Here is a 24178-nt window from a genome sequence, read left to right on the forward strand (position 1 = left end):
ACCGTTCTTCGTGGATAGTAGCGACTTTTTAAACAATTGGTCCGTTAATAACTCGTTCACCATGAGGAGTCGCACGAAAAAAAGGGAGCAGTGACCTGTTAAGGTCGTCTATCGCAAGATGGATGACCCGCTAACTTCACGGCTCAAACTATCGCTCCTAATTACACTTTCATAAAAAATACCACACAATTCCCGGTAATAGAATCATGTGGTTAGTGCCATTCTAAAAATCAAAATAAATTCGGAAGAAGTAATACAAATCCTTACAATCAGGATGGAGACGGATATTTTCGCATAAGCCCTTAATAATCGCTTTTGGAAATGTTTGTTTATCCGTTAAATAATTGTGTAATAAGAGCAAGGATTCTCTTTCCGTTGAATCTTCTACGATTTCTAATTTGTCTTTGATGATGGCCACTAATTTTCCAATTGTTACGTCTACTTCACTTTGTGATGAAATAAATTGATCGATATCAAAGGTTAGATAAGGAGTTGTAACATGTAAAGCTAATACCTCCGTTTTTTCGACTAATGAATGAGCGAGTTTCTCAAAATCTAATGGGATTCGATAGAATAAGAAAAGCTTAGAATAAATGGAAATAAACCCATTCACACAATAAGCTAAGTCATATTTACTTTTTTCCACTTGTTCACCGTAAACGCGGTCAAGCACTTTGATGATGATTTCTTTCATGACGCGCTCGAATCTGTGCAAAATCGTAATCAATTCTTGATTAATTGAATGTGTTTGTTCTTTGGCAAATACTTTGGTGAAGGATACATTTTTTTCTAATGATTGCAAGGTTGTTATGTAAAAATCAAACAATAATCGTTCAGATGAAGTTTGCTTTTTGACCACTTGGTCAATATCGAATAAGATTTCTTTTGTAAAGTGTTCGACAATCGCCACAATTAGTTCATCTTTTGATTTGAAATGTAAGTAGAATGCTCCTTTAGATATTCCGCAGTATTCCGTAATTCGTTGAATTGATGTTGCTTCAGATCCTTGTTCTGCAAACAGTTCAAGAGCTTTTTTCATAATAAGATTTTTTTTATCCATAAATTCGAACACGCTCCTGTTACATAATTTAATAATTGACAAATGACCAGTCGGTCATTAATATGAATAATTAGATTAGATATAGAGAAAAAAAGGGTAGGTGTAATATGCAAAGTTTAGTTAATTTCGTTCTGAAAAACAAGCTAGCGGTTTGGCTACTTACCATCATTATCATTGTTTCTGGGATTTATTCAAGTACTAAAATGAAAATGGAGACACTTCCTGACATTTCAATCCCTTATTTAATGGTGATGGATGTATATCCAGGTGCTACGCCTGAGCAAGTAATGGAGGAAGTATCGATTCCTTTAGAAAAAACGATAGAAAATCTGGAGGATGTAAAATCTGTCTATTCAAACTCGTATTCCAATATGGCTAGTATTCAAGTTGAATATGAATATGGGGTCGATATGGATGAAAAGAAACGTCAGCTTGAATCAGCTTTAGGTAACGTAACATTGCCAGATGGGGCACAAGAACCGCAAATTACTACAATTAGCATGAATATGATGCCAGTTGTCGCTTTAAGTGTGAGTAGTTCCTCAGAAGACATTGTTGATTTAACTAATCGAGTTGAAGAGGATTTATTACCAAAGGTTGAAAAAATACCTGGTGTTGCCTCTGCGATGATTTCAGGACAACATATTGAAGAAATTGAACTAAGGTATGATGAAGAAGCCTTAGCAGGTTTTGGTTTAACAGAAGATGATGTGAAACAAATGATTGAAGCAAGTGACCTTGCGATTTCATTAGGTTTATATGAATTTGAAGAAGGTGAACAGGCTGTAGCTGTTGATGGTAAATTTATGACATTAACTGAGCTAGAGGAAATGCTTATTCCTGTAACTCCTTCTGAAACCAACCCATCTCCATTTGTACAACTTGCTGATGTAGCAGATGTTGAGGTGGTTGGTAAAGTTGAATCCGTTTCTCGAACAAATGGTGAAGATGCGATCGCTATTCAAGTTATCAAAGGACCGCAAGATAATACGGTCGATGTCGTTAATCGTGTCAAAGCTCTAGTAGAGGAAGAATTAGCGGCAAATGATGGGTTAATTATTGATATTACACTAGATCAAGCGACACCCATTGAGGATTCTGTCTTTACAATGGTGGAAAAAGCATTATTCGGTGGCTTAATTGCGATTTTAATTATTTTACTTTTTTTACGTGACTTTAAGTCAACGATCATTTCGATTGTGTCTATCCCGGTGTCATTATTTATGGCATTACTACTTTTACATTGGATGGATATTAGCTTAAATATCATGACGCTTGGTGCTATCACCGTAGCTATCGGTCGTGTTATTGATGATTCGATTGTTGTCGTAGAAAATATTTATCGACGATTACATTTAAAGCAAGAGAAATTAACCGGCCGTGCCCTTGTACGTGAAGCAACGATTGAAATGTTCAAACCAATTTTATCATCCACACTTGTAACGGTTGCTGTATTTGCTCCGCTTGTATTTGTTGGTGGGATGGTTGGTGAGTTATTCATGCCATTTGCCTTAACAATGACGTTTGCATTGTTAGCTTCTTTACTCGTTGCGGTTACGATTGTACCAGCACTTTCTCATTTCTTATTCAAGAAGAAATTATATGCTGAGAAGTCAGAAAGTAAACATAAAGAAGTTGGAAAGCTTGCTATTTGGTATAAAGGTATTCTTGAATGGACATTGAACCACAAAGTGATTACTTCGTTGATTTCCGTAGCTCTTTTAGCGGGTAGTTTAGCTTTAACGCCGCTGATTGGTTTTAGCTTCCTTGGAAGTGAAGAAGAAAAGGTCATGTATTTAACGTATACACCAGCTTCAGGGGAACTAGTGGATGAAACATTAGAAAATATTGAGGTTGTTGAGCAAGAGTTAGTCAAACGTGATGATGTCGACATTCTTCAATTTTCGATGAATAATAGTGGAGATGCGATGTCGGCCATGATGGGTGGAGGAGCAGGTGGAGCTCTCATGTTTGTAACCTTTGACCCTGATATGAAAAACTTCCCAGAGGTGAGGGAAGAGATTGAGGAGTATGTCTTTACGATCGGGCAATCAGGTGAGTGGAAAAGCCAAGATTTCTCTTCAATGGGTATGAACACAAATGAACTTAGTTATACATTCTACAGTGAAGATTTAGATAGATTGAATGAAGCGGTTCTTTTAGTGGAAGATGTCATGAACGAAACAGATGGATTAGCTGATGTCAGTTCAACGGCAGAAGCTGCTTATGTCGAGCATGTATTAAAAATAGAACAAGATGAATTGTTACAATATGGTTTAACGACGGGTCAAATCGTGATGATGCTCATGAATGACCATACGAAAGAAGTTTTAACAACGATTGATCATAATGACCGAACTTTAGAAGTTATTGTTCAAAGAGAAGCACTCGAACAACCAGCATCTATTGATGAAATGTTAGAGTTAGAAGTTCCAACAGCTTTAGGAACAAGCTTGCCGTTATCAGAGCTAGTTACAGTAGAAGAAGGAACGACTCTGAATACGCTCGCTCGAAGCCAAGGTGAGTACTATGCATCTGTATCTGCTACTATTCTTGACGATGACATTACAAAAGCAACATCGGACGTTAATGAAGCAATTGATGAGCTTGAGCTACCGTCTGGTGTAACTTTAGGTGTTGCAGGTGTAACGGCTGATATGGAAGAAACATTTACGCAATTAGGCATTGCAATGTTAGCTGCGATTGCAATTGTTTACTTTATCTTAGTTGTTACATTTGGTGAAGGGTTAGCTCCGTTCGCAATTTTATTCTCGTTGCCATTTGCGATTGTTGGTTCATTTGTTGGTTTATGGTTAACAGGTGAAACGATTTCAGTACCTGTTATGATGGGCCTACTAATGTTAATTGGTATCGTTGTGACGAATGCGATTGTTTTAGTGGATCGTATCATTCATATGGAACGTGATGGTATGACGATGCGTGAAGCTATTTTAGAGGCAGGAGCAACGAGGTTACGTCCTATTTTAATGACGGCGATTGCGACAATGGGTGCCCTCGTTCCATTAGCGATTGGAACGGGTGGAGGCGGCCTCATTTCTAAAGGTTTAGCAATAACGGTAATTGGTGGGCTTGCAAGCTCGACTTTATTAACACTTGTTGTTGTACCGATTGTGTATGAGTTTTTATCAAAAATCTTTAAGAAAAACCGTAAAGAAATAATGGAAAACTAAATTGGCTAGCTCCTCCTTGGTGGGGGAGCTTTTCATTTTTTTAAAGGAAAAAAGGGGTATATGATAGAATTATTTACAGTATGTCGATTTATCAAAGGGGTTTTCTAATGTATAAAGCACACGCAAGTAGATATGAAGGAATGATTTATAACCGCGTTGGGAAAAGTGGATTAAAGTTACCAGCCATTTCGTTAGGGTTGTGGCATAATTTTGGAGGAGTCGATGTTTTTGAGAACGGCCGAGAAATGGTTCGTAAAGCCTTTGATTTAGGGATTACTCACTTTGATTTAGCCAATAATTATGGTCCACCTCCAGGAAGTGCCGAAGAAAATTTTGGCAAGATTCTTAAGCAAGATTTTCAAGCATATCGAGATGAGATGATCATTTCATCAAAAGCAGGCTATTATATGTGGCCGGGTCCTTACGGTGATGGTGGTTCAAAGAAGTATTTAATTTCTAGCCTTGAGCAAAGTTTGAAAAGAATGCAAGTGGACTATGTAGATATTTTCTATTCACATCGTCCCGATGAAGAGACACCGATTGAGGAGACGGCAGAAGCACTCGATTTAATGGTCAGACAAGGGAAAGCGTTATATGTTGGAATATCTAATTATTCGGCCGAGCAAACGGTAGAAATCGCAAAAATCTTTAAACAGTTACGAACGCCATTTATTATTCATCAGCCTTCTTATAGTATGTTTAACCGTTGGATTGAGGATGGACTAAAGGATGTTCTCATTAAGCAAGGGATTGGTGCGATTGCTTTTAGCCCACTCGCACAAGGGTTATTAACGGACCGATATTTACATGGGATTCCAAATGATTCAAGAGCAAATCGATCTTCCAGTCCCTTTTTACAAAAAGAAAATGTAGAAGCTACGATTCAGAAAGTACAGAAGCTAAATGAAATAGCTGTTCAGCGCGGGCAGTCATTAGCGGAAATGGCGGTTTCTTGGATTTTACGTGATGGTATCGTGACGAGTGTTTTAGTCGGGGCTAGTAAAGTAAGTCAAATCGAAGCGAATGTGAAAGCATTACATCATCTAGAGTTTAGCCAAGAAGAGCTGAGTGCTATCGACCATATTGTAAAAACATAGCGGAATGAATCCCCTATTTGTTGGATAGGCTATAGTTTTGTTAAATGTAAGGGGGGAAATGGTTAGTGAATGATTTTGTCATGGGGCTAACCTCTCTGTTTCTTTTGCGAAAATAAAGTGTCAACCATTTGCTCAAAAAAGAGAACCCGCCATAATTGGTGGGTTTGTTTTTGATAAACGATTAAAATTCTTCATATATGGCTGGATCCTGATCCTTCATACGTCCCTGCTCTTGAGTCAGTGCGGAAATGGCTTCCATATTGGCTTCGCTTAACTCAAAATCAAAAATTGAGATGTTTTCAACTTGTCTTTCGGCATTGCCTGACTTCGGAATAGCAATGGCATTTAATTGATAATGCCAACGTAAAATAACTTGAGAGGGTTTCTTATGATGTTGGCTTGCTATCCGTGTAATAGCCTCATGATTAAAAATCTCATTACCGCGTAGTAACGGGCTCCATGATTGTGTGAGGATTTGGTGTTCGTTATGCCAGTGGCGTTGCTTTTCTTGATTAAAGTAAGGGTGTAATTCAATTTGATTCAAAACAGGTTTGACGCCTGTCTCTTTTTCGATCCTATCTAAGTGCTCGGGTAAGAAATTGCATACACCAATAGAACGGACATATCCTCTTTTTTTGGCTTCAATTAATGCTTGCCAAGCTCCTATATATTGATCCTGTTGTGGATTAGGCCAGTGAATAAGATAAAAATCATAGTAATCTAAGCCAGCTCGAAACAAGGACTCTTGTACGGTTGATAGAGCAAGACCAAACTCTTGATAACGACCAGGTAACTTAGAAGTAATAAGTAGCTCTTCACGCGGAATATGCGTTCGCTTTACAGCTTCACCAACTGTGCCTTCATTTTCATAATTATAAGCAGAGTCTAGTAAACGATAGCCTGCATTGATGCCGGTAATTAGAGACTGGACGCCAGCTTCTCCCTTAAGTTTATAAGTGCCTAACCCCACAGCAGGGATCTCTTGGCCATCATTTAAAGTGAAATTTGGAATTGTGTTGTTCATAGCTCGTCCTCCTCTCTAGATGGCAGAATTTTATCATATATTTGTCATTTTAAAAAGAAAATAACTTCAATTAATGGATATATCTAAGAGAATAAGTGTTCAGATAGGTAATAAATTCTTTAATCATTATCTTTTACTCTTTTTTTCATAGGATATTTTTTCTTGAACACTTCCATTTTTCGATAATACGACTAAATGTGTTTCTTTGTTTTTTGCAATTTCTCTTGCTCTTTTAATTGCCTCTTTTTTATCAGTGAAAATGTTGGATGCACCTTTGGCGCCCTCAGCCTTAACAGCCCAGCCTTTTTCATGTGCTAGCACATATTGTCCCTTTGTTTGAAGTTTTGAGGATGAGCTATTTTGCTTTGTTGAATCAGCTTGTATATCTTGATGACTAGCTTGGTTCATTTCTTCTTTTTCTTTATAGCTAGCGTTGCTATACCATTTTTTTGCCTGTGAAGTAGCAATTGGTAGAGCGTCTTGTTCATCATAACCTTCCTCGATCATTGAGTTCGCAATTTCAATCGCTTTGTGACGAATCGTTTTATTTAAGTTTTTTAAAGAACTGGGGTAATCATGTAAATTCCACGGCATAGTATCCCTCCTCTATAATTACAGCTATTCCCCTATTGTTAGTTAAGAAACATAGTTTGAATACGCAAATTGCTAAGTGAATGACCTGAGGCATCATTTTTGGTAGCGACGAGTAGCACACCATGTTCGCATTAACTTTCATACAAAAGAAAATAAAAAAATGATAGCATCTTCCCCTAAATTCGTTTAATCTGATTAAGTGTAATTTTAATTAGGGGAGGAATGAGGATGCACGAGATTCATCGACCAACCGTGGTCGCCTTACTTTTAGCAGGATCTTTTATCGCCATATTAAATCAAACGTTGATGATTACGGCGATTCCTCCAATCATTGATGAAATGGGTGTATCACCTAATAGTGCTCAATGGTTAACAACTGTATTTATGCTTGTGAATGGAATTATGATTCCAATTAGTGCTTTTTTAATAGAACGATTTACAACAAGGCAACTGTTTATGACGGCAATGAGTATATTTGCAAGTGGAACACTTGTAGCCGGTATTGCTCCAAGCTTTGAACTTTTATTAGTCGGTCGAGTCATTCAATCGATGGGTGCTGGCGTTATGTTACCATTAATGACGACGGTATTTTTACTTATATTTCCTATGAATAAACGTGGTTCCGTCATGGGGTTAATTGGTTTAGTCATTTCGTTTGCGCCAGCGATTGGGCCTGCACTTTCGGGTTGGGTAACAGGACACTTTTCATGGCGGATGTTATTTTTTATTATTTTTCCAATCGCCGTCATTGATATAATCATTGCACATTTTGCTTTGAAAAATGTCACTGAAGTAAAGAAAACGAAATTAGACATTGCTTCTGTCATATTGTCCTCTTTTGGTTTTGGAGGATTATTATATGGAGTAACAAATGCTGGAAATTTTGGGTGGTTAGCTCCGATCACAGTTATTACCTTGGCTGTTGGTGCCATTTCATTAACCCTTTTTATAAAAAGACAATTGCAATTAAAATACCCTATGTTAGAGTTCCGAGTCTTTAAGTATGCGATCTTCCCTTTTTCTGTTTTTATCGGCTCCATTACATTTATGAGCTTAATAGGTGTTGAAACTTTAATACCACTATATATGCAAAATATGCGAGAGTTCACGGCTTTTGAAGCAGGGTTAGCGATGCTGCCGGGTGCATTAATTACTGGTTTACTTGCACCAATTATTGGGAGGATTTTTGATAAAGTGGGAGCGAAATGGCTGGTTCTACCGGGACTTATCATTATTACCTCAGCGACTGTTCCATTTATTTTGATTGATACTCAAACAACCTTTGCCTATATAACGGTCCTATATTCAATTAGGATGTTAGGGCTTGTACTCATTATGATGCCGATTCAAACGGCTGCTTTAAATCAGTTACCTAAGCGTCTAATCCCTCATGGTGCAGCAGTCGATGGAACGATGAGAATGACTGCAGCTTCTGTGGGGACGGCTGTTTTAGTGACGGTTATGACTTCAGTTGGAACAATGGCCGAACAAAGAGGAACCATTGCATCACCGGACATTTTTGGGGTTAATATTTCTTTTACCGTCATAGCAATACTTGCCTTAAGCACGCTGGTTTCTTATTTCTTTATTAAGTTTGATCCAGTAAAAAAAGAAGAACACCGTCCTAGCCAAGAAGTAAGTTAAGATAAAGTGACCAGCATCATTAGATGGTGGTCACTTTTGACGAGAAAGCATATAATAAGAAGTGGGCGAACGTTTAGACGTAGGTCATAATCATTAGCACTTTATCAAAAAAACTAAAAAATCATGGAAACGATATAAGATCGTTTGCCTATACTATATAATGAATGATGAATTTGAGAAGTAGGAGAATTATATATGAATAAAAAAATCTATGAAGATCTATTAGTAATTTTAGAGAAGGATTCGAATGAGGATCATATAAAAATAAATCAGTCTTTAAGTTATTATACGTACACAAAAACGGGTGGACCAGCCGATATTATTGTCTTTCCAACCACTTATGAAGAAGTACAGAAAATATTTCAATATACTTTAGAGCACAAGATTCCCCTTACTGTTTTAGGAAACGCCTCTAACCTTATTATTAAAGATGGTGGCATTCGTGGTGTGGTAATGATTTTAACGGATATGGATAAAGTGGAGAAGAAAAATGATCAAATCATTGCTCAAAGTGGTGCGGCAATCATTGATGTATCTCGCTTTGCCTTACAGCATGAATTAACGGGACTTGAATTTGCTTGTGGTATTCCGGGGTCTATTGGTGGTGCCTTGTATATGAATGCTGGTGCATATGGTGGGGAAGTGTCGGATGTCTTAAAAGAGGCCCTTGTTTTAACAAAAGAGGGAGAATTAATGGTTATAGACGCCGAAGATTTAGATCTTGATTATCGTACGAGTAATATTGAGAAGAATGGTTACCTTGTACTAGAGGCTACCTTCGTTCTTCAACGCGGAAATGTGCTGGAGATTCAAGCGAAGATGGATGAACTTACTTACTTGCGTGAATCGAAACAACCTCTTGAATATCCATCCTGTGGGAGTGTTTTTAAAAGACCACCTGGCTATTTTGCTGGTAAATTGATTCAAGACAGCGACCTTCAAGGAAAGCGAATTGGAGGAGCGGAAGTTTCAAAAAAACATGCTGGCTTTATTGTCAATGTAGGTGGTGGCACGGCCACAGACTACATGAATCTAATTGAGCATGTTCAAAAAACAGTAAAAGATAAATTTAATGTTGAGTTAGAGCGTGAGGTCCGTATTATTGGTGAAGATGTATAAATGTTAGTATGGGTGAGGTGAGAAAATCAAGATTTCTCACCTTTTTTATTTTTGATATTTTCTTCCTCCTGAGTCTCGAAAGCTAACTCATCAATTAATTTTTCAGCCGTTTTTCGATAGAGATTGCTCATATGAATATAGGATAAAATCAGCATGGTTTGTTGTAACTGGGCGTTGTCTAGGGTATCTACTCTTTTGACGACGTCTTCAATTTTTGCTTCAATTTCTTGCAGTTCTCCGTAAAAATACTCGACATTTTCTGAATGAAGCTTTAGATAGGTATTATAGCTCTCATCAAGTGTGGAGTTACCTTCCTCAGCCTTCTGTTTCCAAGCCCCCAATGTCTGTTTAATGTCTGTTAGCGATAATGATCCTTTTAGTTCATAGATGAAGTTCATGAGGATGAGGTGATTTTTTGAGTATTTTTTGTTTGTTATAGGTGGAAGGATTTTTCCTTTTGCATAGTTGTTAATCATTGTTTTGGTTAGTATTTTTTCTTCCTCATTTCGTTTGTTTTGGCTGTAGGTTTTATCGAAGAGCTGAATAACTTGGTCCATGTAGAGGTCAAGATCAGGTATATCTTCAAGCTTTAATGTCTTTTCGAAATGAAGCTCTTTGGCGTGCTCAATACTTTTCTTCATTTTGTTCTCCTTTTGTATGAAAGTTGCTAATGCTAGAATGCGGAGTTCTACTCGTCGCTACCGAAAATCATGCTCCGCGTCCTATGGGGTGGTGCTGAGCTAACTGGCACAGCCAGTGGATCTCAGCTCTGCCACTACGTCCCATGGGAGTCTCCGCATGTTTTCGTCCGCTGGGTACTGCTCAATCTCAAGTATAAATAAACATTCTTACACCAATAACACTAATGAAAGTGAATGAAGAGCCAATGCTAAAGGCAATATCCTACTTTCATGTTTGTTGGTGGCGAAGTGAATACCGGGCTTCGCCATGATCGTTTTGTATGAAAGTTCAATGAGTCATGCTTGTGAGTCGAGATAACTTAACCTTTTGGTTTTTGTTTTTGGTCCGTTTTTGAAAATCTTAATGACCTCACAGTCGAATGAATTCGTCTGAAGGTTCATTTCGATTTTCAAAACTTCACACAAATGCGTGAAGTAGCCAAGCGAGCTTGGCTAACGGTCCAAAAACACTTGGATTTTAGATGCTAATCCTGATGGGTACTACTCTCTCTTTTTGTTGTTGGTGGCTGTTTGTGCGGTGCGCTGAATCTTTTTGGACAAGCCCTTACGGGCAGATTCCAAAAAGTGGCGGGGCTACGGCATCATATGAGTATCCTCAAAACCGTTTATGAATGAAAAGCCACCAGTTAAGAGCTAAACCACACCTTCATATTTTTTATTGGCGAAGTGAACTCAAGTTTCGCCATGGGCGTTTTGTATGAAAGTCTACTGACGCTGGAATGCGGAGTTCTATTCGTCGCTCACGAAAATCATGCTCTGCGACAATCGCGTGGCACTGAGCTAGCTTTTTTGTTAGCTTGTTATCTTTGTTCTATTGTATAGGATTTGTTAAGACAAGTAAATGTTGACTACTTTATGTTGTGGTTGTATGATTATATGTAGTTATTGAAACTACATTACATTATATTAAGGGGAGATGTTAAGTTGTTCACGTATATTCGAGAGCCAATTAATGGTCTAACACATTTAGTTGGAGCCTTACTTTCGTTTGTTGCTTTACTTGCTATGGTTATTAAAGTAAGTATCATGGATCCTTCTATTTTAAATATATTTTCAGTGATAGTTTTTGGAATGAGTATGATTTTGTTGTATACAGCTTCGGCGACCTATCATATGGTCATAGCAAGAGATAGAGTGATTGCTTTTTTAAGAAGGCTTGACCATTCGATGATTTATGTTCTGATAGCAGGCTCCTACACGCCCTTTTGTTTAATGGCACTTAATGGGACGATTGGATGGTTGATTTTTGCGATCGTTACGTCATTAGCAGTACTCGGTGTATGTTTTAAAATGATCTGGTTTAATAGTCCAAGATGGCTATCGACAGGCTTGTATATCGGGATGGGTTGGATTATTATATTTGCTTTTTCGCCTTTAGCAGATGTTTTAAGTACGATGGGGCTGTTTCTACTCATCTTAGGTGGTGTTTTTTATACAATTGGCGGTGTTATTTATGCATTAAAGCCTAAGCAATTTGAATTTAAGCATTTTGGTTTTCATGAGATTTTTCATATTTTTATTATGTTAGGAACAGCTGCTCATTTTCTATCAGTCTTTTATTATGTGATATAGTATGGAAGAGTAGGAGGTGTGGAGATGAGATTTTCTTTGGAAAAACATCATGAAGTATTTAAGAAACTAAAAATAATTCAAGGTGCCCAATACTTAATTATTGAAGATACTAATCGATTAAATGAAAATGAATTAATCAATGCTTTATCGCTTCTGGTTAAAAACCAAGTAATGGAGAGGTTGAAATCGGTAACCATTCTAGTTGGTCATCAATTCAATGAATGTGTATGGGAGCACTTGAATCAATTGGATTTTCATTTACATGATACAGTCGTGATGGTATATCAAACACTTACTGATGAGCATGTCAAAGGGCCAACCACATATCAGTATAAAAATCTACAAGAGGTATCTACTTCTACTTTTAAAGGCATTTGGGAAGAGTGCTTACATGGTTCTTTGAATGCCAGATCTCGATTAAGTATCGATGAACATATGGATAGTGTTGAAGAAGAATTAGGTCCGGGCTACCTGCACAATTGTTTACTTGCCTATGAAAATGGTCATCCAATTGGGATGATTATCCCCCATATTGAGCCCGGAACGGAAGCTGAAGGGAGAATCTTTTATTTAGGTGTTTTGCCGGAAGAAAGAGGAAAAGGGAGAAGTAGAGTGCTTCATCAAGATGCATTAAGCTTGTTAAGGGATACATATCAAGCTAAAACATACATAGGTTCCACTAGTCAAAATAATATACCAATGCTTAAGACATTGACAAACAATGGATCAAAAGTTGTACAAATGAACCATGTTTATAAATGGGTCAATAAAGAGATCGTAAGTTGAGGATTAAGTAACGATTTTAACATATACAAAATCTCCTTAAGATATAGTGGTAGAAATGGATTTACCTTACCTTAAGGAGATGAGTGTGCATGAATTTTTTACCTTTATTTTTGGGGCGACTTCATGATAACCTCTGTATTAATTCGTTTTTTTTCCTATTCTCGTTTTTTTCGAAGCGGCTTTACGCCATTCTTTTACTTGTAACATATATAAGTCAATCGTCAGTCCGTTCATATCAATTCACCTCCATTAAAGAGTTAACTCACCTATGTTCTCAAGATCAGAAGCATGTGATGGCTGTTGGAGCACAATATCGCCTTCAGAATAAATGACCTTCGTTTGGAGTAAAGACTTCACGGCAACATCTTCCACCGTGATTGTATCTAATAGTACGATTTCCTTTAGGTGGGCCATAGCTTCCTTAGAAATGCTTCCTTCGACTTTGAAGTTTTCAGCGACAATTAATACCGTATCTTCCTCTAACAAACTAAAATCACTCTCAGTCCAAGTTTCTCCGGTAATCAATTTGAATGCATTGGAATAACTGAATACCTCGGTTTCTAGTAAATCAAGTTTTTCATAAACCAAGTCTTCAATTTCCTCATGGCAAATAATATAGGAGCTTGAATGAATCTTTGAAAAGCTTGATTCAAAAGCATCTCTTGAGACATCTTTTCTTAAAATAATAGGCTTTGTTGTAGAAATGGACTTCCCTTTAAATCGTTTTAGAGAAAGATTAGATGCTTCAATTCGTTTTGAAACATATTCATAGCCAGTCGGAATAACGATCGTTTTTCCTATGACGACACCTTTATTAGAGAAAGCGGCTTCTTGATGCTCATAAATGAATATTTTCCCACTTAGATCGATATTGGATATCTTTTGACGGAATAGTTCTAAATCCAAATCCTCTGAGAAATAGATAGCCCCTGTTACGACTAAATAAGATGAATCGTTTAAGGATTGTAAATAACCATTACTGAGGTTTAACTGACCAACCGTCATTTTGGGCTTTTCACCCGTATATATGGCTAGTGCTCCGGATTGTTTTGAAATAATCATCTGGACGGAGCCTTTTAAATGACTAGGAGAATATACAGATCCACTTACGATAAGTTTCAGCTTAGTTTCAGAGAGCAGTTCTGGTGTTACATCTTGATCAATAATGATGGCACCACTTGCTAAAATGGTTACTTCATTGGTTGCTTGTTTTAAATAATTGGCATCTATTTCTAATACACCACTTATTGATTTCACTTCACCCTCAATAGAGAATGATGTCCCTAAATTTCCGATTTTTAACTGTGTGAGAAGGTGTGCCGTTTCTGGTGAATAAATCACGGTACCAGCATTTCTAATTTCATCAATTTCAGCCATACTCTTTTCTGTTGCTTTCATCAAATTCACGACGCCTACATTTCCAAATTTCTTTCCCATCTTTCTTCCTCCTCTAAGTATCTTCGTAATTTTTTGATTGCTTTTGCTAACTGATAACGAATGGTCGAATGCGGAATATTTAATTGTTCAGCCATTTCTTTACTCGTATGACCCAACCAGTATTTTCTAAAGACAATATCACTTTCATGCTTATCTAGCAGACTCATTAAATCGACCATTTCAAGTTGAGAAACATATTCAACATGGAAAGGCACTTCTAACTCATCCTCCCACTCTGTTTCCTTTTTTCTTTTTCGCTGCTCATCAATTAATTGATTTTTCATGACTCGATAAAACCAGGCTTTTTGTTTATAAATAGGCCAATCTTTAAGCTCTGTTTGGTTTAAGCCTTTTTCTAAAGCATCCTGAACCAAGTCCTTTGCGTGCTGTTCATGATTAGCAATTGAATTGGCAAAACGGTGTAAGTCTTCTTTTAGGCTTCTATACACAGCTTCCATTTATCAACGCTCCTTTTTCACCCCCCATTATTTTAGCAGGTTCGTTTAGATAACGGATAACAAAGTCAAAGTGTTGGCAATCATTTAATTTTTTTTTGATTTATTTTCAAATGAGGGAGTATTTAGTGGACCATTCAAAAAAATTCTAAGATTACTTGCTGAAAAGATGTTAATGAATACCCAGACAATGCTCAAAAGGTTTAAATAATTAAAATACATAAAGGATATTGAAGGTTAGATCGCGTAGTGTATAACATAAATAGTATGTGGAGTTAGGAGTTTATTCTATGTATCAAAAGGAAGTATTAGAGGTCATCCAATATATCAAAGGGAATTTGCATGATTCCCTAGAGCTTAATAAAATAGCGAAACATATTTCATATAGTCCTTATCATTTTTCACGCTTATTTAAACAAGAAACGGGGTTATCTCCTGTTTATTTTGTTTCTTCCTTACGTTTGCAAAAAGCGAAGGAGCTCCTTATGACGACAGATCTACCTGTTAGAGATATTGGTATGGAAATTGGGCAACAAAGCTTAGGGACTTTTACAACACGTTTTTCTTCTAGTATTGGTCTGACCCCAGCTAAATTTAGACATTATGCAAGGCAAAGGCGAGAGAATTACTTAGAACAGCTTTCTCATTTAACCACTTGGCAAGATGAAGTGGTATCTCCTCGTCAGGAATCAACTGCCATTACGGGTCATATAAGAGCTAATGAGCCTTTTCATGGTGTCATTTTTATTGGCTTATTCCAAAAACCAATTCCTGAGGGAATGCCGATTTATGGAACATTAATTCAAGGTACCGGAAGCTTCACCTTTCAAGGGGTGAATTCAGGTGTGTATTATTTGCTCGTCACGGCTTTAAGTTGGGATTCATTAGTTACAGACATTTATCTTCCTTATCATACTCTGAGAGCACGATTAAAAAAACCACTCATTGTCGATGATTCTGTTTCTCTAAAACCCATTCAGCTTACATTAAGAGGGCCAGAACTAGATGACCCACCTATTTTAATATCATTACCGCTATTAATGAAGCGTTTTTTGGACAGAGCGACAACATAGCAAGAAATAAGAAAGCTCGAATATTATTTCTATGTATAGTTAGTATAGGTGTAAGGAGGTAGATGTTTTGGTAAATAGACCGGTTATTTATTCTCAAATGGTATCGCTTGATGGCTATGTTGAGGATCAAAATGGAAACATTGATTGGAGTCAACCAGATGAGGATGTTTTTCATTTTATCCTTGAATTAGAAAAAAGAATCGATACCCATATATATGGGAGGAAGACGTACGAAAATATGGCAGCCTACTGGCCTAATGTGTTGACGGATCATACAGCCAGTAAAGCAGACAAAGAGTGGGCAAACATGTGGGTAAATGCTCAAAAGATAGTTTTTACTCGTGCGTCCCATGTATCACTACAAGAGCATACGAGAATTGCCACATTAATGGAAGAAGAGCTTATTGATTTAAAGAAACAACGAGGACAGGCGATCTCACTTGGGGGTGCAAGTATTGCTGAGACCTTTATGGAAGAAGGTTACATTGATGAGTTCCAATTGTTCATTTTTCCGCTCTTACTAGGGTCAGGAAAGCCGATGTTTCCTATTCAAAAACACACACAGAAACTCAAATTAGTTGAAACCAAAACCTTTAACACAGGGGTCCAATTTTTACATTACGCAAAAAATTAACACATAACTAACTTTCATACAAAACGTCCAAGATGGCTGTTATCACTAGTAAATATAAAAGTGGTGTCTCGTACTTTTATTGATGGCACTTGTGAATGTTGTAAGGACGATGTTCTATTTAAGAGTTAGCACTTACCTAGCGGAGCATGATTTTCGGGAGTGGTAAGTAAACCTCCGCACATGAGCATCAGCATCAACTTTCATATAAAAACTAAAGGAGCTGGTAAAATGATTCATCAATTAGGACAAGTCATGTTGTATGTAAATGACCAAAAAAAGGCCTTAGCATTCTGGACTGAAAAGCTAAACTTCACTAAAATTTCAGAAGAAGAAAACGAAGTCATGCGTTGGATCGAGATTGCCCCACAATCAGGGAAGGGCTCACATATTATCATTCATCACAAAGAAACAGTGGCAAAAATGTCACCAGAGCTTCATTTAGGTACACCATCACTTATGTTTTTCGCAGAAAATGTGGAAAACCTCTATGAAGAATTTAAAAAGAAACAAATTATTGTCGGTGAGATGGTAGAAATGCCTTCAGGGAAAATATTTAACTTTGCCGATGACGAAGAGAACTATTTTGCGGTGATGGAAGTAAAGGATAGCAATTAAAAAGAATTTTGAGGCCTCCTTTATTGATAGAATGAACTCTATCAATAAAGGAGGTATTTCTATGAATACAAAAATAATTCCTTATTTAATGTTTAGTGGTGATGCAAAAGCAGCGATGGAATTTTATCAAAAGGTATTAGGTGCAGAAATTATAATGGAGGTTACGTATGGAGATATGCCAGACTCTCCTTCACAGGATGAGAAAGATTTGATTGCTCACGCTCATCTTAAAATAGATAGCTCAGATATCATGATCTCAGATTCTCCTTCTAAATTTCCGGTGAAGCAAGGTGATCAAGTCTCTATCTGTCTTTCAAGTCATGACGTTGAGCGTTCAAAGCAGTTCTTTGACGGTCTGAAAGAAGGGGCTCTTATTAAAATGCCTTTCCAAGAAACGTCTTTTAGTAAAGGGTATGGAAGTTTGGTCGACCGGTTTGGTGTTACATTTTTAATTGATACAGCACAAGAATAAAAGGGGGAGTGAAATAGAAGTTGAGTAAAGTTATATTAGACATTACATTGTCATTAGATGGTTATGTGACAGAGGGTGTGCAGGTAAAACTTCCATGATCACTGGCTAAGCAACTTATTACCAACAAATATGAAAGTAGGGTTTAGCTTTTAACTGGTGGCTTTTCATTCACTTTGTTTTTGTTGCTATTTATTTAATGGATGTTATGTGTACTTGAGAATGAGCAGTACCCAGCGAACGAAAACATGCGGAGACTCCCGCTGGACGTAGTAGCAGAACGGAGATTCGCTGGCTGTGCCGATTAGCTCAGCACCACCCCGCAGGACGCGGAGCATGATTTTCGGTAGCGCCGATTTACGATCCATGTTCACACCAACTTTCATACAAAACAGCTCAGAATCGACTATGACTCTGAGCTGTTTTATCTTATTAACCTAAAATAATGATACGAATAAGCATTAGACCGATATATAGGCAAATATGTGCTAGTAACAGCATAATAACGGCTATACTCAAAAGTTTTCTTTTTAGTAAATAATAACCTGTAGATAGAAAAATCACGAGACTTCCAATAATGAAAGTCACACTAGTAAATGTCCAACTACTCTGTAACACACCATCAACTGCCTGATTATGAAATAATAGAAACAACGAATTATAACCTTCGGACATGCTTATTTCAAGAGGGGGTTCACGTTCAGTCATCCAACTTGAAATCGCTAATACAAGGAATGCATACAATGACTCAACTCGAAATGAACGCTGATATTCTATTTTACTCAGCCATTGGGGGTACTTCTTTAATAAATATAGATGTCTAAAACCAAACACAATTACCGGGATAAATAAAAGATGCTTCCATAGCATCGCTTGGCCATAATCAATTGCCCAGCTGTTCATATAATTAGGAATAAGAAAGTTCATAAGAAGTATACCTGAGATGACTAGCATGCTGAAAGTAAACATCGCTAATGGCGAGAACCACCGATGAAAGTCATGTATAGATTCCTTTGGTTTTGTTAGCCAAGCCATAACAAATAAGGGTCCCAGCCAAAAAGAAAAGGCGAGCATATGAAGCAGATGAACCAAAGAACCGAGTAATCCTTCACTGGCACCACTATGACTGGTCAGACTTATAAAAAACATGATACCTATTAATAAAAAGAGTTGACTATATTCGGTAAAGCGATGTGAACGCTTTTGGGAAGTACCTTCAATAATCATCATCACAAAAAGACAGAATACAATGGCCAGCCAAGCATGGCCAGCCTGGAATTTTGTTAAAACTTGAAAGATGGCTTCAGAGAGTGGTAAAGAAAATTGTGTATACAGCATATGACATAACTGATATACACTCACACCTGTCGTTAGTATTAAACCTACAATTGACCCCCATTTCAGGAACCTCTTACCTCTAATATCCTTATCACGGTCAGGCTTTAAGCTAATCAATAAAATGCCAGTTAGTAGGATGATGAAAATATAGGTAAATAAGTTACTTACAACTAGCATTATTTCTTTTTCTTAATCATAGTAATGACGATGATTAACCCAAGGACAAGTACTGCTATAATAAAAACTGTTGTCCATGGAAATCCTTGTGTTTCTGATTCCTCGGAATGATCATGTGAAGAAGCTTCTTCTTCTTCTACATTTCCCTCTATAACGACATCTTCCTCCGCTTCTTCTTCCTCGGTTGCTTCCTCAATGACTTCGCTTATAGGCTCCACCTCTTCAACGGCTTCGGCAGTAACGGTGAAAAGAAATGAACCTTCCATTGGGTGGGTATCTTCACTAATAATTGACCAATCAACCGTATACGTATTGGCTGAAAGTGGCTGCCCAGGTATCGCTTTAATACTTGAGGCTTCAACTTGAATGTCTAAATCAGAAATTTCATTACCTTGCTCATCTGTAATAATGACTTCTGCAAAAGGTTCAATGCCACCATCGAACTCGATCACAACTTCTTTCACTAATGAATCTACAGTTTCTCCATCACTTGGTGTGGATGATTCGAGGTGGGTATGTGCAAATCCTTGTGTAACCATTAAACCCATAACGACAAGTACAATGATTGATGATTGGGTTATTCTTTTTAACATATTGGACCTCCTCCTTTTCAAATACAGAGAATAATATAACAAGCAAATGTGAAACGCTCGTGAAGTATTGAAAAAAACGTTCATTAAAGCTTACGTTCATTCTTGCTCATTATGAATCATCTCTGTAAAAGGAAGTTCAATTAGTACGTTTGTACCTACATGTTCTTTCGAGGTAATGGTGATGTTGCCTCCATGTAATTTAATAATTTGAGACGTAATGGATAACCCTAGGCCAGTTCCACCACCTGCTCGTGTTCGTCCTTTGTTGACACGGTAAAAACGTTCTGTAAGAGAAGAGATGTCTTTTTCAGCAATACCGACTCCTTCATCTTGTATCCGTATATAAACCTTTTTCTCTCGAATGTAGAGTTGGATGAATATACTTTTGCCTTCACCTGTAAATCGTAAGGCATTATCTAATAAGTTTCGAAGGACTTGCTCCATACGATCATAGTCTGCAAATATAATAACTTCTTCATCTAAGTAGAGATGAATGTTGAGCTGAGCTTGCTTCATGGCTAATTCAAATGATTCGACTACGTCGTGAATAAGTTGTGCCATAGCGATCGGCTCTTTTTTTATTGGGTAAGATTCTCCTTCTAATTGAGCAAGGTCTAACAAATCATGAACGATTCGTTCTAACCGGGCGGATTCTTTTTGAATAATCGAAAGACCCTTTTTCGGCTCAATGACCTCTTCTTTAACAGCTTCCACATACCCTTTCATATAACTTAATGGTGTGCGAAGTTCGTGTGAAACATTAGCGAGGAATTCTTTCCTTTTTGTTTCGACTTCATGCAGGGAGCTTGCTAGAGAATTAAAGGCATTCGCTAACGACCTAAGCTCATCACCACCTCCTACATGTTTAATTCTTTGAGAAAAATCGCCTTCGGCCATCTCTTGACTAAGTGCTTTCATTTTATTAAGTGGATGAGTGATATTTTGTACGGTTTTAGCGATGATAAGCGTAATGATAAGCAAGCTTATAATACCTCCTGTTATGAGGTAGCCTTGAATCTCAGAGAAGGGCTCATAAATTTCAGCTAGTGGTATTGATAAATAAAGAGCTCCTGTTAGCATCTCGTTTTCAAATAAGGGAAGTGCGACGGCAAGAATGTCTTGGTCAAATAACGGGTGTGCTCGAATGATCGTTATAGTTTCTCCATTTAAGAGTAATTGTCGCTCAGAGAAATTAATTAATTCTTGTGAGCTAAATGGTTCAAAAGGGGTACCGCTTCCAAGTAACATGGGATCATCCGTATAAAGCACTTCGAGCTCAGAAGGCCCATTCAAGAAATTAGCCATCTCTAATTGTTGAAAAAAAACATCAGAAGTGCCATGATCCTGATACGTAAATTCTAATTGAGCAGCTTGTTCATGAAGCCTTTCGATTTGTTTATCGATATATAAGGTCTGATATAAATAATAAGTAAGTATGATAATCAAGCAGACAATTAGGACTATGACTATGCCTGTCGTTATCCAGAGTCTCAATTTAATTGACCAATTTTTCATTTTTTACTCCTCAAATTTGTAGCCAACACCCCAGACTGTTTTAATGTAGTGATTCTGATCGGCTAATTTCAATCTTAATGTTTTAATATGAGTGTCGACTGTTCGTAGAGTTCCCATTTCTGAGTCAAATCCCCAAATTTGATCGTGCAGTTGTTCACGTGAAAAAACTTGACCTTTATGTTTAAACAGAAAGAGAAACAAATCAAACTCCTTCCTCGTCACATTTAATGTCTCATTGTTCATTAGAATACGTCTTCCCTCTTCATCAATATGAAGGTTACCGACCGTGTAGCCAGTCGTTTTAGAATGTGAGAAAATTCCGGTCCTTCTTAAAGTGGCTTCAATTCTTGCCATTAACTCTCTTGGGCTAAATGGTTTCACTACATAATCATCTGCGCCAAATTTTAAACCTTTAATCCTGTCATCTTCACTAGCACGAGCTGTTAGCATGATGATTGGTACATGGGAGAATGTTCTTATTGTTTTACATGCATCAAAGCCGTTCATATCCTCCAACATAATATCTAACAGGACTAAGGCAACATTTGACTTCGTATGTTGTAAATAGGCAATGCCTTTTTCTGCATTGGTTGACGTGTGTACGTGATAGCCTTCTTTGGATAAGTAAGTCACCATTAAGTTTTGTAGCTCTATTTCATCATCTATCATTAAAATTTCGAATTGTTCATTCATTGATTTTCCTCCACAATCATTTGATAGGGACCTTGGTCAACATGAATTGTTTTTGATTGCCAAGTTTTTTTATTTAAAATTGATAGCGAGCTTTCATCTAAGTTTGAAATGTAGATGGAGTCTCCGTATATGTTAATATAGTTTGGGTTTTGGCCAACTGGACTCGTGGTTACGACTTCCTTTGTAACTAGATCCACTTGATATATCATATGGTCTCCATGACAAACGACATAAAGGTGGTCTGACTCTGTGTCACCATGTAAAGCAATAGGCATAAGGCCAACCTCAAGCTCATGAACGAGCTCTCCGGACATCGAATAACCGTACAGTTTATTATTCAATTCTCCTAGCGGTCCGTGCCCACCTATCCAAATGATTTCACGGTCAATATAAATGCCTGAGGGCCTTTCAATAACAGGGAATTCATTCGTTATTTGATTAGTATGAACATCAATAGTCAGCAGTGAATGAGCAGTAGTGTGTAGGACATACAGTTCCTCACTTTCCGATTCATAATAAAACTCAGCCGGGTGTTGGTTGACCGAAATCTCTGCTATCGTTTCACGAGTATCACTCTGTATGACATGAATTTTATTGTGCTCAGTATCTGCGATATAGATCTGGTTAAGTGGAGCGTGGTAATAAATATCTGTTAAGCCTTTATGCAGTGATTTAAAATTTTCAACGAAACCTTCTTCAAAATCGTATAAAAGTAAGGAATCATGTGTCGGGCTCGTTGCTAAATATTGTTGTCCACGCAGTTTCTCAAACCGATTAATGAGATAGGGGTTATCCACTGTATTTAATATTTCATAGGTGCTTAAATCCATATATGTGATTTTGGGATCTTTTACATGAGATAAAATCAAATAAGGATTTTCGGTTTTGGGTACTTCGAATGATACTGACTGACAGCCGGAAATAAGAAAAATGCTAAATAATAAAAGAAAGAACATATTTTTCATGAATAGAGGCTCCTTTTAATAAACCAATATAATTATGATGCCACACTAACAAATAAATGTGAAATAACAATGAAATGAAAGAATAAATAAAGATAGGATCATTCATTCTTTGTGTAGAGCCTGTGAGATTTAATGCCATGAATTGTAACTTTTAAATAAAAAAAAGAAAAAGAACTTCAAAAAGTAAACGTTTTCAGTTAGAATATTATATAAATTCAGAAAAATCAGTCAGAAAATTTAACAAGATTTATGTTTTTACACGTTTTTTTCGTTATAACTAAGAGTGTAGACTCGTACAAATGAAAAAGGGGGAATGTTAACATGACGAAAAGATTTTTAATGATGTTGGGTATGGTTGTATTATCAATGGTTATCATGATTGGTTGTTCCGAACAGGATGCTGGAACAGATACAACAGATGAAGGGAATGAACCTACCGAATCCGTAACTGGAAGTGGAGGAAAGTTGGCTGAAGTCATGGATAGAGGGGAAATTATTGTTGGTGTAAATAACACGTTGCCAGGATTTGGTTATATTAACTCAGCTGGTGAATACGAAGGTTTTGATGTGGAATTTGGTCAAGTATTAGCAACTGCTATATTTGGTGATAAGGATGCGATTGACTATCGTCCGTTGTCAGCCCAAGAGCGTTTTACGGCTTTACAGTCAGGTGAGGTCGATGTCTTAATTCGTAATACTACGTGGACATTAACTCGTGATGCTGAGGTTGGTTTGGCATTTGGTCCAACAACATTTTATGACGGTCAAGGGATGATGGTACCTGCTAATTCTGGTATTACAACTTTAGAAGATTTAAATGGAGCCCGAATCGGTGTGGAGTCTGGAACAACAACAGAGTTGAATTTAACTGACCAAATGCGTGCGGCTGGTGTAGAATTTGAACCCGTCGTATTTGATAACCGTGATAGTTTAATTGCTGCTTATGAATCTGGTACGGTTGATGCATGGACAACAGACCAATCTGGACTAGTATCTTCTTATGAGATTCTTGATTCTAGTGAACATACTATTATGGACGTTGTATTATCGAAGGAGCCACTTGGACCAGCTGTTCTTGATGGTGATGCTAGATTCTTTGAAGTGATGTATTGGGCAGTGATGGCGACGATTCAAGCTGAAGAATTTGGGATGACTTCAGAAAATGTTGATGAGTTCTTAGAAAGTGAAAACCCTGATATTGCACGTTTCTTAGGCCAAGAAGAAGGTAATGGGGCAATTCTAGGATTAGATGAAGATTTTGCTTATCAAATTATCAAACAAATGGGTAACTATGGTGAGATTTTTGAAAGAAATATAGGTTCTGATAGTCCGTTTAACTTAGAGCGTGGTTTAAATGCTCTTTATACAGATGGGGGAATCCTTTATTCACCACCTTTTAGATAAGCACTTGCTAATTGGATAGAGT

22 protein-coding genes are annotated in these 24178 nt (G+C 37.3%); 11 read left to right on the forward strand and 11 right to left on the reverse strand.

All coding sequences use genetic code 11. The features are described 5' to 3' along the window. Nucleotides 1-223 precede the first annotated feature (223 nt). The gene (locus tag PQ479_RS15700) at nt 224-1060 is read right to left on the reverse strand and encodes a TetR/AcrR family transcriptional regulator (RefSeq protein WP_047987440.1); all 837 of its coding nucleotides are present in this window, start codon (nt 1058-1060) and stop codon (nt 224-226) included. A gap of 107 nt (nt 1061-1167) precedes the next feature. Between PQ479_RS15700 and PQ479_RS15705 the strand changes: the two genes are divergently transcribed. Next, on the forward strand, nt 1168-4251 hold the full coding sequence (locus tag PQ479_RS15705) for an efflux RND transporter permease subunit (protein WP_047987441.1): 3084 nt from the start codon (nt 1168-1170) through the stop codon (nt 4249-4251). 107 nt (nt 4252-4358) lie between these two features. Then, the gene (gene mgrA, locus PQ479_RS15710) at nt 4359-5348 is read left to right on the forward strand and encodes an L-glyceraldehyde 3-phosphate reductase (RefSeq protein WP_047987442.1); all 990 of its coding nucleotides are present in this window, start codon (nt 4359-4361) and stop codon (nt 5346-5348) included. Nucleotides 5349-5529: 181 nt separating this feature from the next. Here the strand turns inward: mgrA and PQ479_RS15715 are convergent, their stop codons facing one another. Together PQ479_RS15715 and PQ479_RS15720 are read right to left on the reverse strand one after the other, a co-directional pair. Next, nucleotides 5530-6372, reverse strand: coding sequence for an aldo/keto reductase (locus tag PQ479_RS15715; RefSeq protein WP_047987443.1), 843 nt, complete (start codon nt 6370-6372; stop codon nt 5530-5532). Nucleotides 6373-6498: 126 nt separating this feature from the next. After that, nucleotides 6499-6966 carry a DUF2188 domain-containing protein gene (locus tag PQ479_RS15720; protein ID WP_047987444.1) on the reverse strand — a complete coding sequence of 156 codons (468 nt, stop codon included), beginning with the start codon at nt 6964-6966 and terminating at the stop codon, nt 6499-6501. Between the two features lie 228 nt (nt 6967-7194). Here PQ479_RS15720 and PQ479_RS15725 point away from each other — a divergent pair, with 228 nt between their 5' ends. Both PQ479_RS15725 and murB read left to right on the forward strand, forming a co-directional pair. Next, nucleotides 7195-8610, forward strand: coding sequence for a DHA2 family efflux MFS transporter permease subunit (locus PQ479_RS15725; RefSeq protein ID WP_047987445.1), 1416 nt, complete (start codon nt 7195-7197; stop codon nt 8608-8610). Nucleotides 8611-8805: 195 nt separating this feature from the next. Continuing rightward, nucleotides 8806-9729: a UDP-N-acetylmuramate dehydrogenase gene (murB, locus tag PQ479_RS15730; RefSeq protein WP_047987446.1), complete on the forward strand. Its 924-nt coding sequence runs from the start codon at nt 8806-8808 to the stop codon at nt 9727-9729. Nucleotides 9730-9755: 26 nt separating this feature from the next. On the opposite strand, the gene PQ479_RS15735 is transcribed toward murB, so the two are convergent. Then, on the reverse strand, nt 9756-10370 hold the full coding sequence (locus PQ479_RS15735) for a DUF1836 domain-containing protein (RefSeq protein ID WP_047987447.1): 615 nt from the start codon (nt 10368-10370) through the stop codon (nt 9756-9758). Nucleotides 10371-11354: 984 nt separating this feature from the next. On the opposite strand from PQ479_RS15735, the gene trhA reads away from it, so the two are divergent. After that, nucleotides 11355-12002 carry a PAQR family membrane homeostasis protein TrhA gene (gene trhA, locus PQ479_RS15740; RefSeq protein ID WP_047987448.1) on the forward strand — a complete coding sequence of 216 codons (648 nt, stop codon included), beginning with the start codon at nt 11355-11357 and terminating at the stop codon, nt 12000-12002. Between the two features lie 24 nt (nt 12003-12026). Beyond that, the gene (locus tag PQ479_RS15745; RefSeq protein WP_053070305.1) at nt 12027-12788 is read left to right on the forward strand and encodes a GNAT family N-acetyltransferase; all 762 of its coding nucleotides are present in this window, start codon (nt 12027-12029) and stop codon (nt 12786-12788) included. 249 nt (nt 12789-13037) lie between these two features. On the opposite strand, the gene PQ479_RS15750 is transcribed toward PQ479_RS15745, so the two are convergent. Both PQ479_RS15750 and PQ479_RS15755 read right to left on the reverse strand, forming a co-directional pair. Further along, nucleotides 13038-14225 (reverse strand): hypothetical protein, encoded by a 1188-nt coding sequence (locus PQ479_RS15750; protein ID WP_047987449.1) that lies wholly within the window; start codon nt 14223-14225, stop codon nt 13038-13040. After that, entirely contained in the window at nt 14201-14683 is a 483-nt protein-coding gene (locus PQ479_RS15755) for an RNA polymerase sigma factor (protein ID WP_047987450.1), read from the reverse strand. Before PQ479_RS15755 ends, PQ479_RS15750 begins: the two co-directional genes overlap by 25 nt. Nucleotides 14684-14970: 287 nt before the next feature. On the opposite strand from PQ479_RS15755, the gene PQ479_RS15760 reads away from it, so the two are divergent. From PQ479_RS15760 to PQ479_RS15775, 4 genes are all read left to right on the forward strand, one after another. Beyond that, nucleotides 14971-15753 (forward strand): helix-turn-helix domain-containing protein, encoded by a 783-nt coding sequence (locus PQ479_RS15760; protein ID WP_047987451.1) that lies wholly within the window; start codon nt 14971-14973, stop codon nt 15751-15753. 67 nt (nt 15754-15820) lie between these two features. Next, nucleotides 15821-16387, forward strand: coding sequence for a dihydrofolate reductase family protein (locus PQ479_RS15765; RefSeq protein WP_273717085.1), 567 nt, complete (start codon nt 15821-15823; stop codon nt 16385-16387). A 228-nt stretch (nt 16388-16615) separates the two neighbouring features. Beyond that, on the forward strand, nt 16616-17002 hold the full coding sequence (locus tag PQ479_RS15770) for a VOC family protein (RefSeq protein ID WP_047987452.1): 387 nt from the start codon (nt 16616-16618) through the stop codon (nt 17000-17002). 61 nt (nt 17003-17063) lie between these two features. Next, on the forward strand, nt 17064-17474 hold the full coding sequence (locus PQ479_RS15775; RefSeq protein ID WP_047987453.1) for a VOC family protein: 411 nt from the start codon (nt 17064-17066) through the stop codon (nt 17472-17474). A 429-nt stretch (nt 17475-17903) separates the two neighbouring features. Here the strand turns inward: PQ479_RS15775 and PQ479_RS15780 are convergent, their stop codons facing one another. The 5 genes from PQ479_RS15780 to PQ479_RS15800 all read right to left on the reverse strand — a co-directional run bounded on the left by PQ479_RS15780 (nt 17904) and on the right by PQ479_RS15800 (nt 22752). After that, nucleotides 17904-18986: a copper resistance D family protein gene (locus tag PQ479_RS15780; protein WP_047987454.1), complete on the reverse strand. Its 1083-nt coding sequence runs from the start codon at nt 18984-18986 to the stop codon at nt 17904-17906. Beyond that, nucleotides 18986-19579, reverse strand: coding sequence for a copper resistance CopC family protein (locus PQ479_RS15785; RefSeq protein ID WP_047987455.1), 594 nt, complete (start codon nt 19577-19579; stop codon nt 18986-18988). The genes PQ479_RS15780 and PQ479_RS15785 overlap by 1 nt, the downstream gene beginning before the upstream one ends. A gap of 96 nt (nt 19580-19675) precedes the next feature. Further along, nucleotides 19676-21094, reverse strand: a complete 1419-nt coding sequence (locus tag PQ479_RS15790; RefSeq protein ID WP_047987456.1) for a sensor histidine kinase — start codon at nt 21092-21094, stop codon at nt 19676-19678. Between the two features lie 3 nt (nt 21095-21097). After that, entirely contained in the window at nt 21098-21787 is a 690-nt protein-coding gene (locus tag PQ479_RS15795; RefSeq protein WP_047987457.1) for a response regulator transcription factor, read from the reverse strand. Beyond that, nucleotides 21784-22752, reverse strand: coding sequence for a YncE family protein (locus PQ479_RS15800; protein ID WP_047987458.1), 969 nt, complete (start codon nt 22750-22752; stop codon nt 21784-21786). Before PQ479_RS15800 ends, PQ479_RS15795 begins: the two co-directional genes overlap by 4 nt. A 321-nt stretch (nt 22753-23073) precedes the next feature. On the opposite strand from PQ479_RS15800, the gene PQ479_RS15805 reads away from it, so the two are divergent. Then, nucleotides 23074-24156 (forward strand): amino acid ABC transporter substrate-binding protein, encoded by a 1083-nt coding sequence (locus tag PQ479_RS15805; RefSeq protein WP_047987459.1) that lies wholly within the window; start codon nt 23074-23076, stop codon nt 24154-24156. The last annotated feature ends 22 nt before the right edge of the window (nt 24157-24178 follow it).

Source organism: Alkalihalobacillus pseudalcaliphilus (genome assembly GCF_028610675.1).
GTDB classification, from domain to species: Bacteria; Bacillota; Bacilli; order Bacillales; family Bacillaceae_D; genus Alkalihalobacillus; species Alkalihalobacillus pseudalcaliphilus.

Coding starts and splice junctions, on each gene's coding strand:
- PQ479_RS15700 (WP_047987440.1), bottom strand. CDS start 1,060: ATGGATAAAAAAAATCTTATTATGAAAAAAGCTCTTGAACTGTTTGCA.
- PQ479_RS15705 (WP_047987441.1), top strand. CDS start 1,168: ATGCAAAGTTTAGTTAATTTCGTTCTGAAAAACAAGCTAGCGGTTTGG.
- mgrA (WP_047987442.1), top strand. CDS start 4,359: ATGTATAAAGCACACGCAAGTAGATATGAAGGAATGATTTATAACCGC.
- PQ479_RS15715 (WP_047987443.1), bottom strand. CDS start 6,372: ATGAACAACACAATTCCAAATTTCACTTTAAATGATGGCCAAGAGATC.
- PQ479_RS15720 (WP_047987444.1), bottom strand. CDS start 6,966: ATGCCGTGGAATTTACATGATTACCCCAGTTCTTTAAAAAACTTAAAT.
- PQ479_RS15725 (WP_047987445.1), top strand. CDS start 7,195: ATGCACGAGATTCATCGACCAACCGTGGTCGCCTTACTTTTAGCAGGA.
- murB (WP_047987446.1), top strand. CDS start 8,806: ATGAATAAAAAAATCTATGAAGATCTATTAGTAATTTTAGAGAAGGAT.
- PQ479_RS15735 (WP_047987447.1), bottom strand. CDS start 10,370: ATGAAGAAAAGTATTGAGCACGCCAAAGAGCTTCATTTCGAAAAGACA.
- PQ479_RS15745 (WP_053070305.1), top strand. CDS start 12,027: ATGAGATTTTCTTTGGAAAAACATCATGAAGTATTTAAGAAACTAAAA.
- PQ479_RS15750 (WP_047987449.1), bottom strand. CDS start 14,225: ATGGGAAAGAAATTTGGAAATGTAGGCGTCGTGAATTTGATGAAAGCA.
- PQ479_RS15755 (WP_047987450.1), bottom strand. CDS start 14,683: ATGGAAGCTGTGTATAGAAGCCTAAAAGAAGACTTACACCGTTTTGCC.
- PQ479_RS15760 (WP_047987451.1), top strand. CDS start 14,971: ATGTATCAAAAGGAAGTATTAGAGGTCATCCAATATATCAAAGGGAAT.
- PQ479_RS15770 (WP_047987452.1), top strand. CDS start 16,616: ATGATTCATCAATTAGGACAAGTCATGTTGTATGTAAATGACCAAAAA.
- PQ479_RS15775 (WP_047987453.1), top strand. CDS start 17,064: ATGAATACAAAAATAATTCCTTATTTAATGTTTAGTGGTGATGCAAAA.
- PQ479_RS15780 (WP_047987454.1), bottom strand. CDS start 18,986: ATGCTAGTTGTAAGTAACTTATTTACCTATATTTTCATCATCCTACTA.
- PQ479_RS15785 (WP_047987455.1), bottom strand. CDS start 19,579: ATGTTAAAAAGAATAACCCAATCATCAATCATTGTACTTGTCGTTATG.
- PQ479_RS15790 (WP_047987456.1), bottom strand. CDS start 21,094: ATGAAAAATTGGTCAATTAAATTGAGACTCTGGATAACGACAGGCATA.
- PQ479_RS15795 (WP_047987457.1), bottom strand. CDS start 21,787: ATGAATGAACAATTCGAAATTTTAATGATAGATGATGAAATAGAGCTA.
- PQ479_RS15800 (WP_047987458.1), bottom strand. CDS start 22,752: ATGAAAAATATGTTCTTTCTTTTATTATTTAGCATTTTTCTTATTTCC.
- PQ479_RS15805 (WP_047987459.1), top strand. CDS start 23,074: ATGACGAAAAGATTTTTAATGATGTTGGGTATGGTTGTATTATCAATG.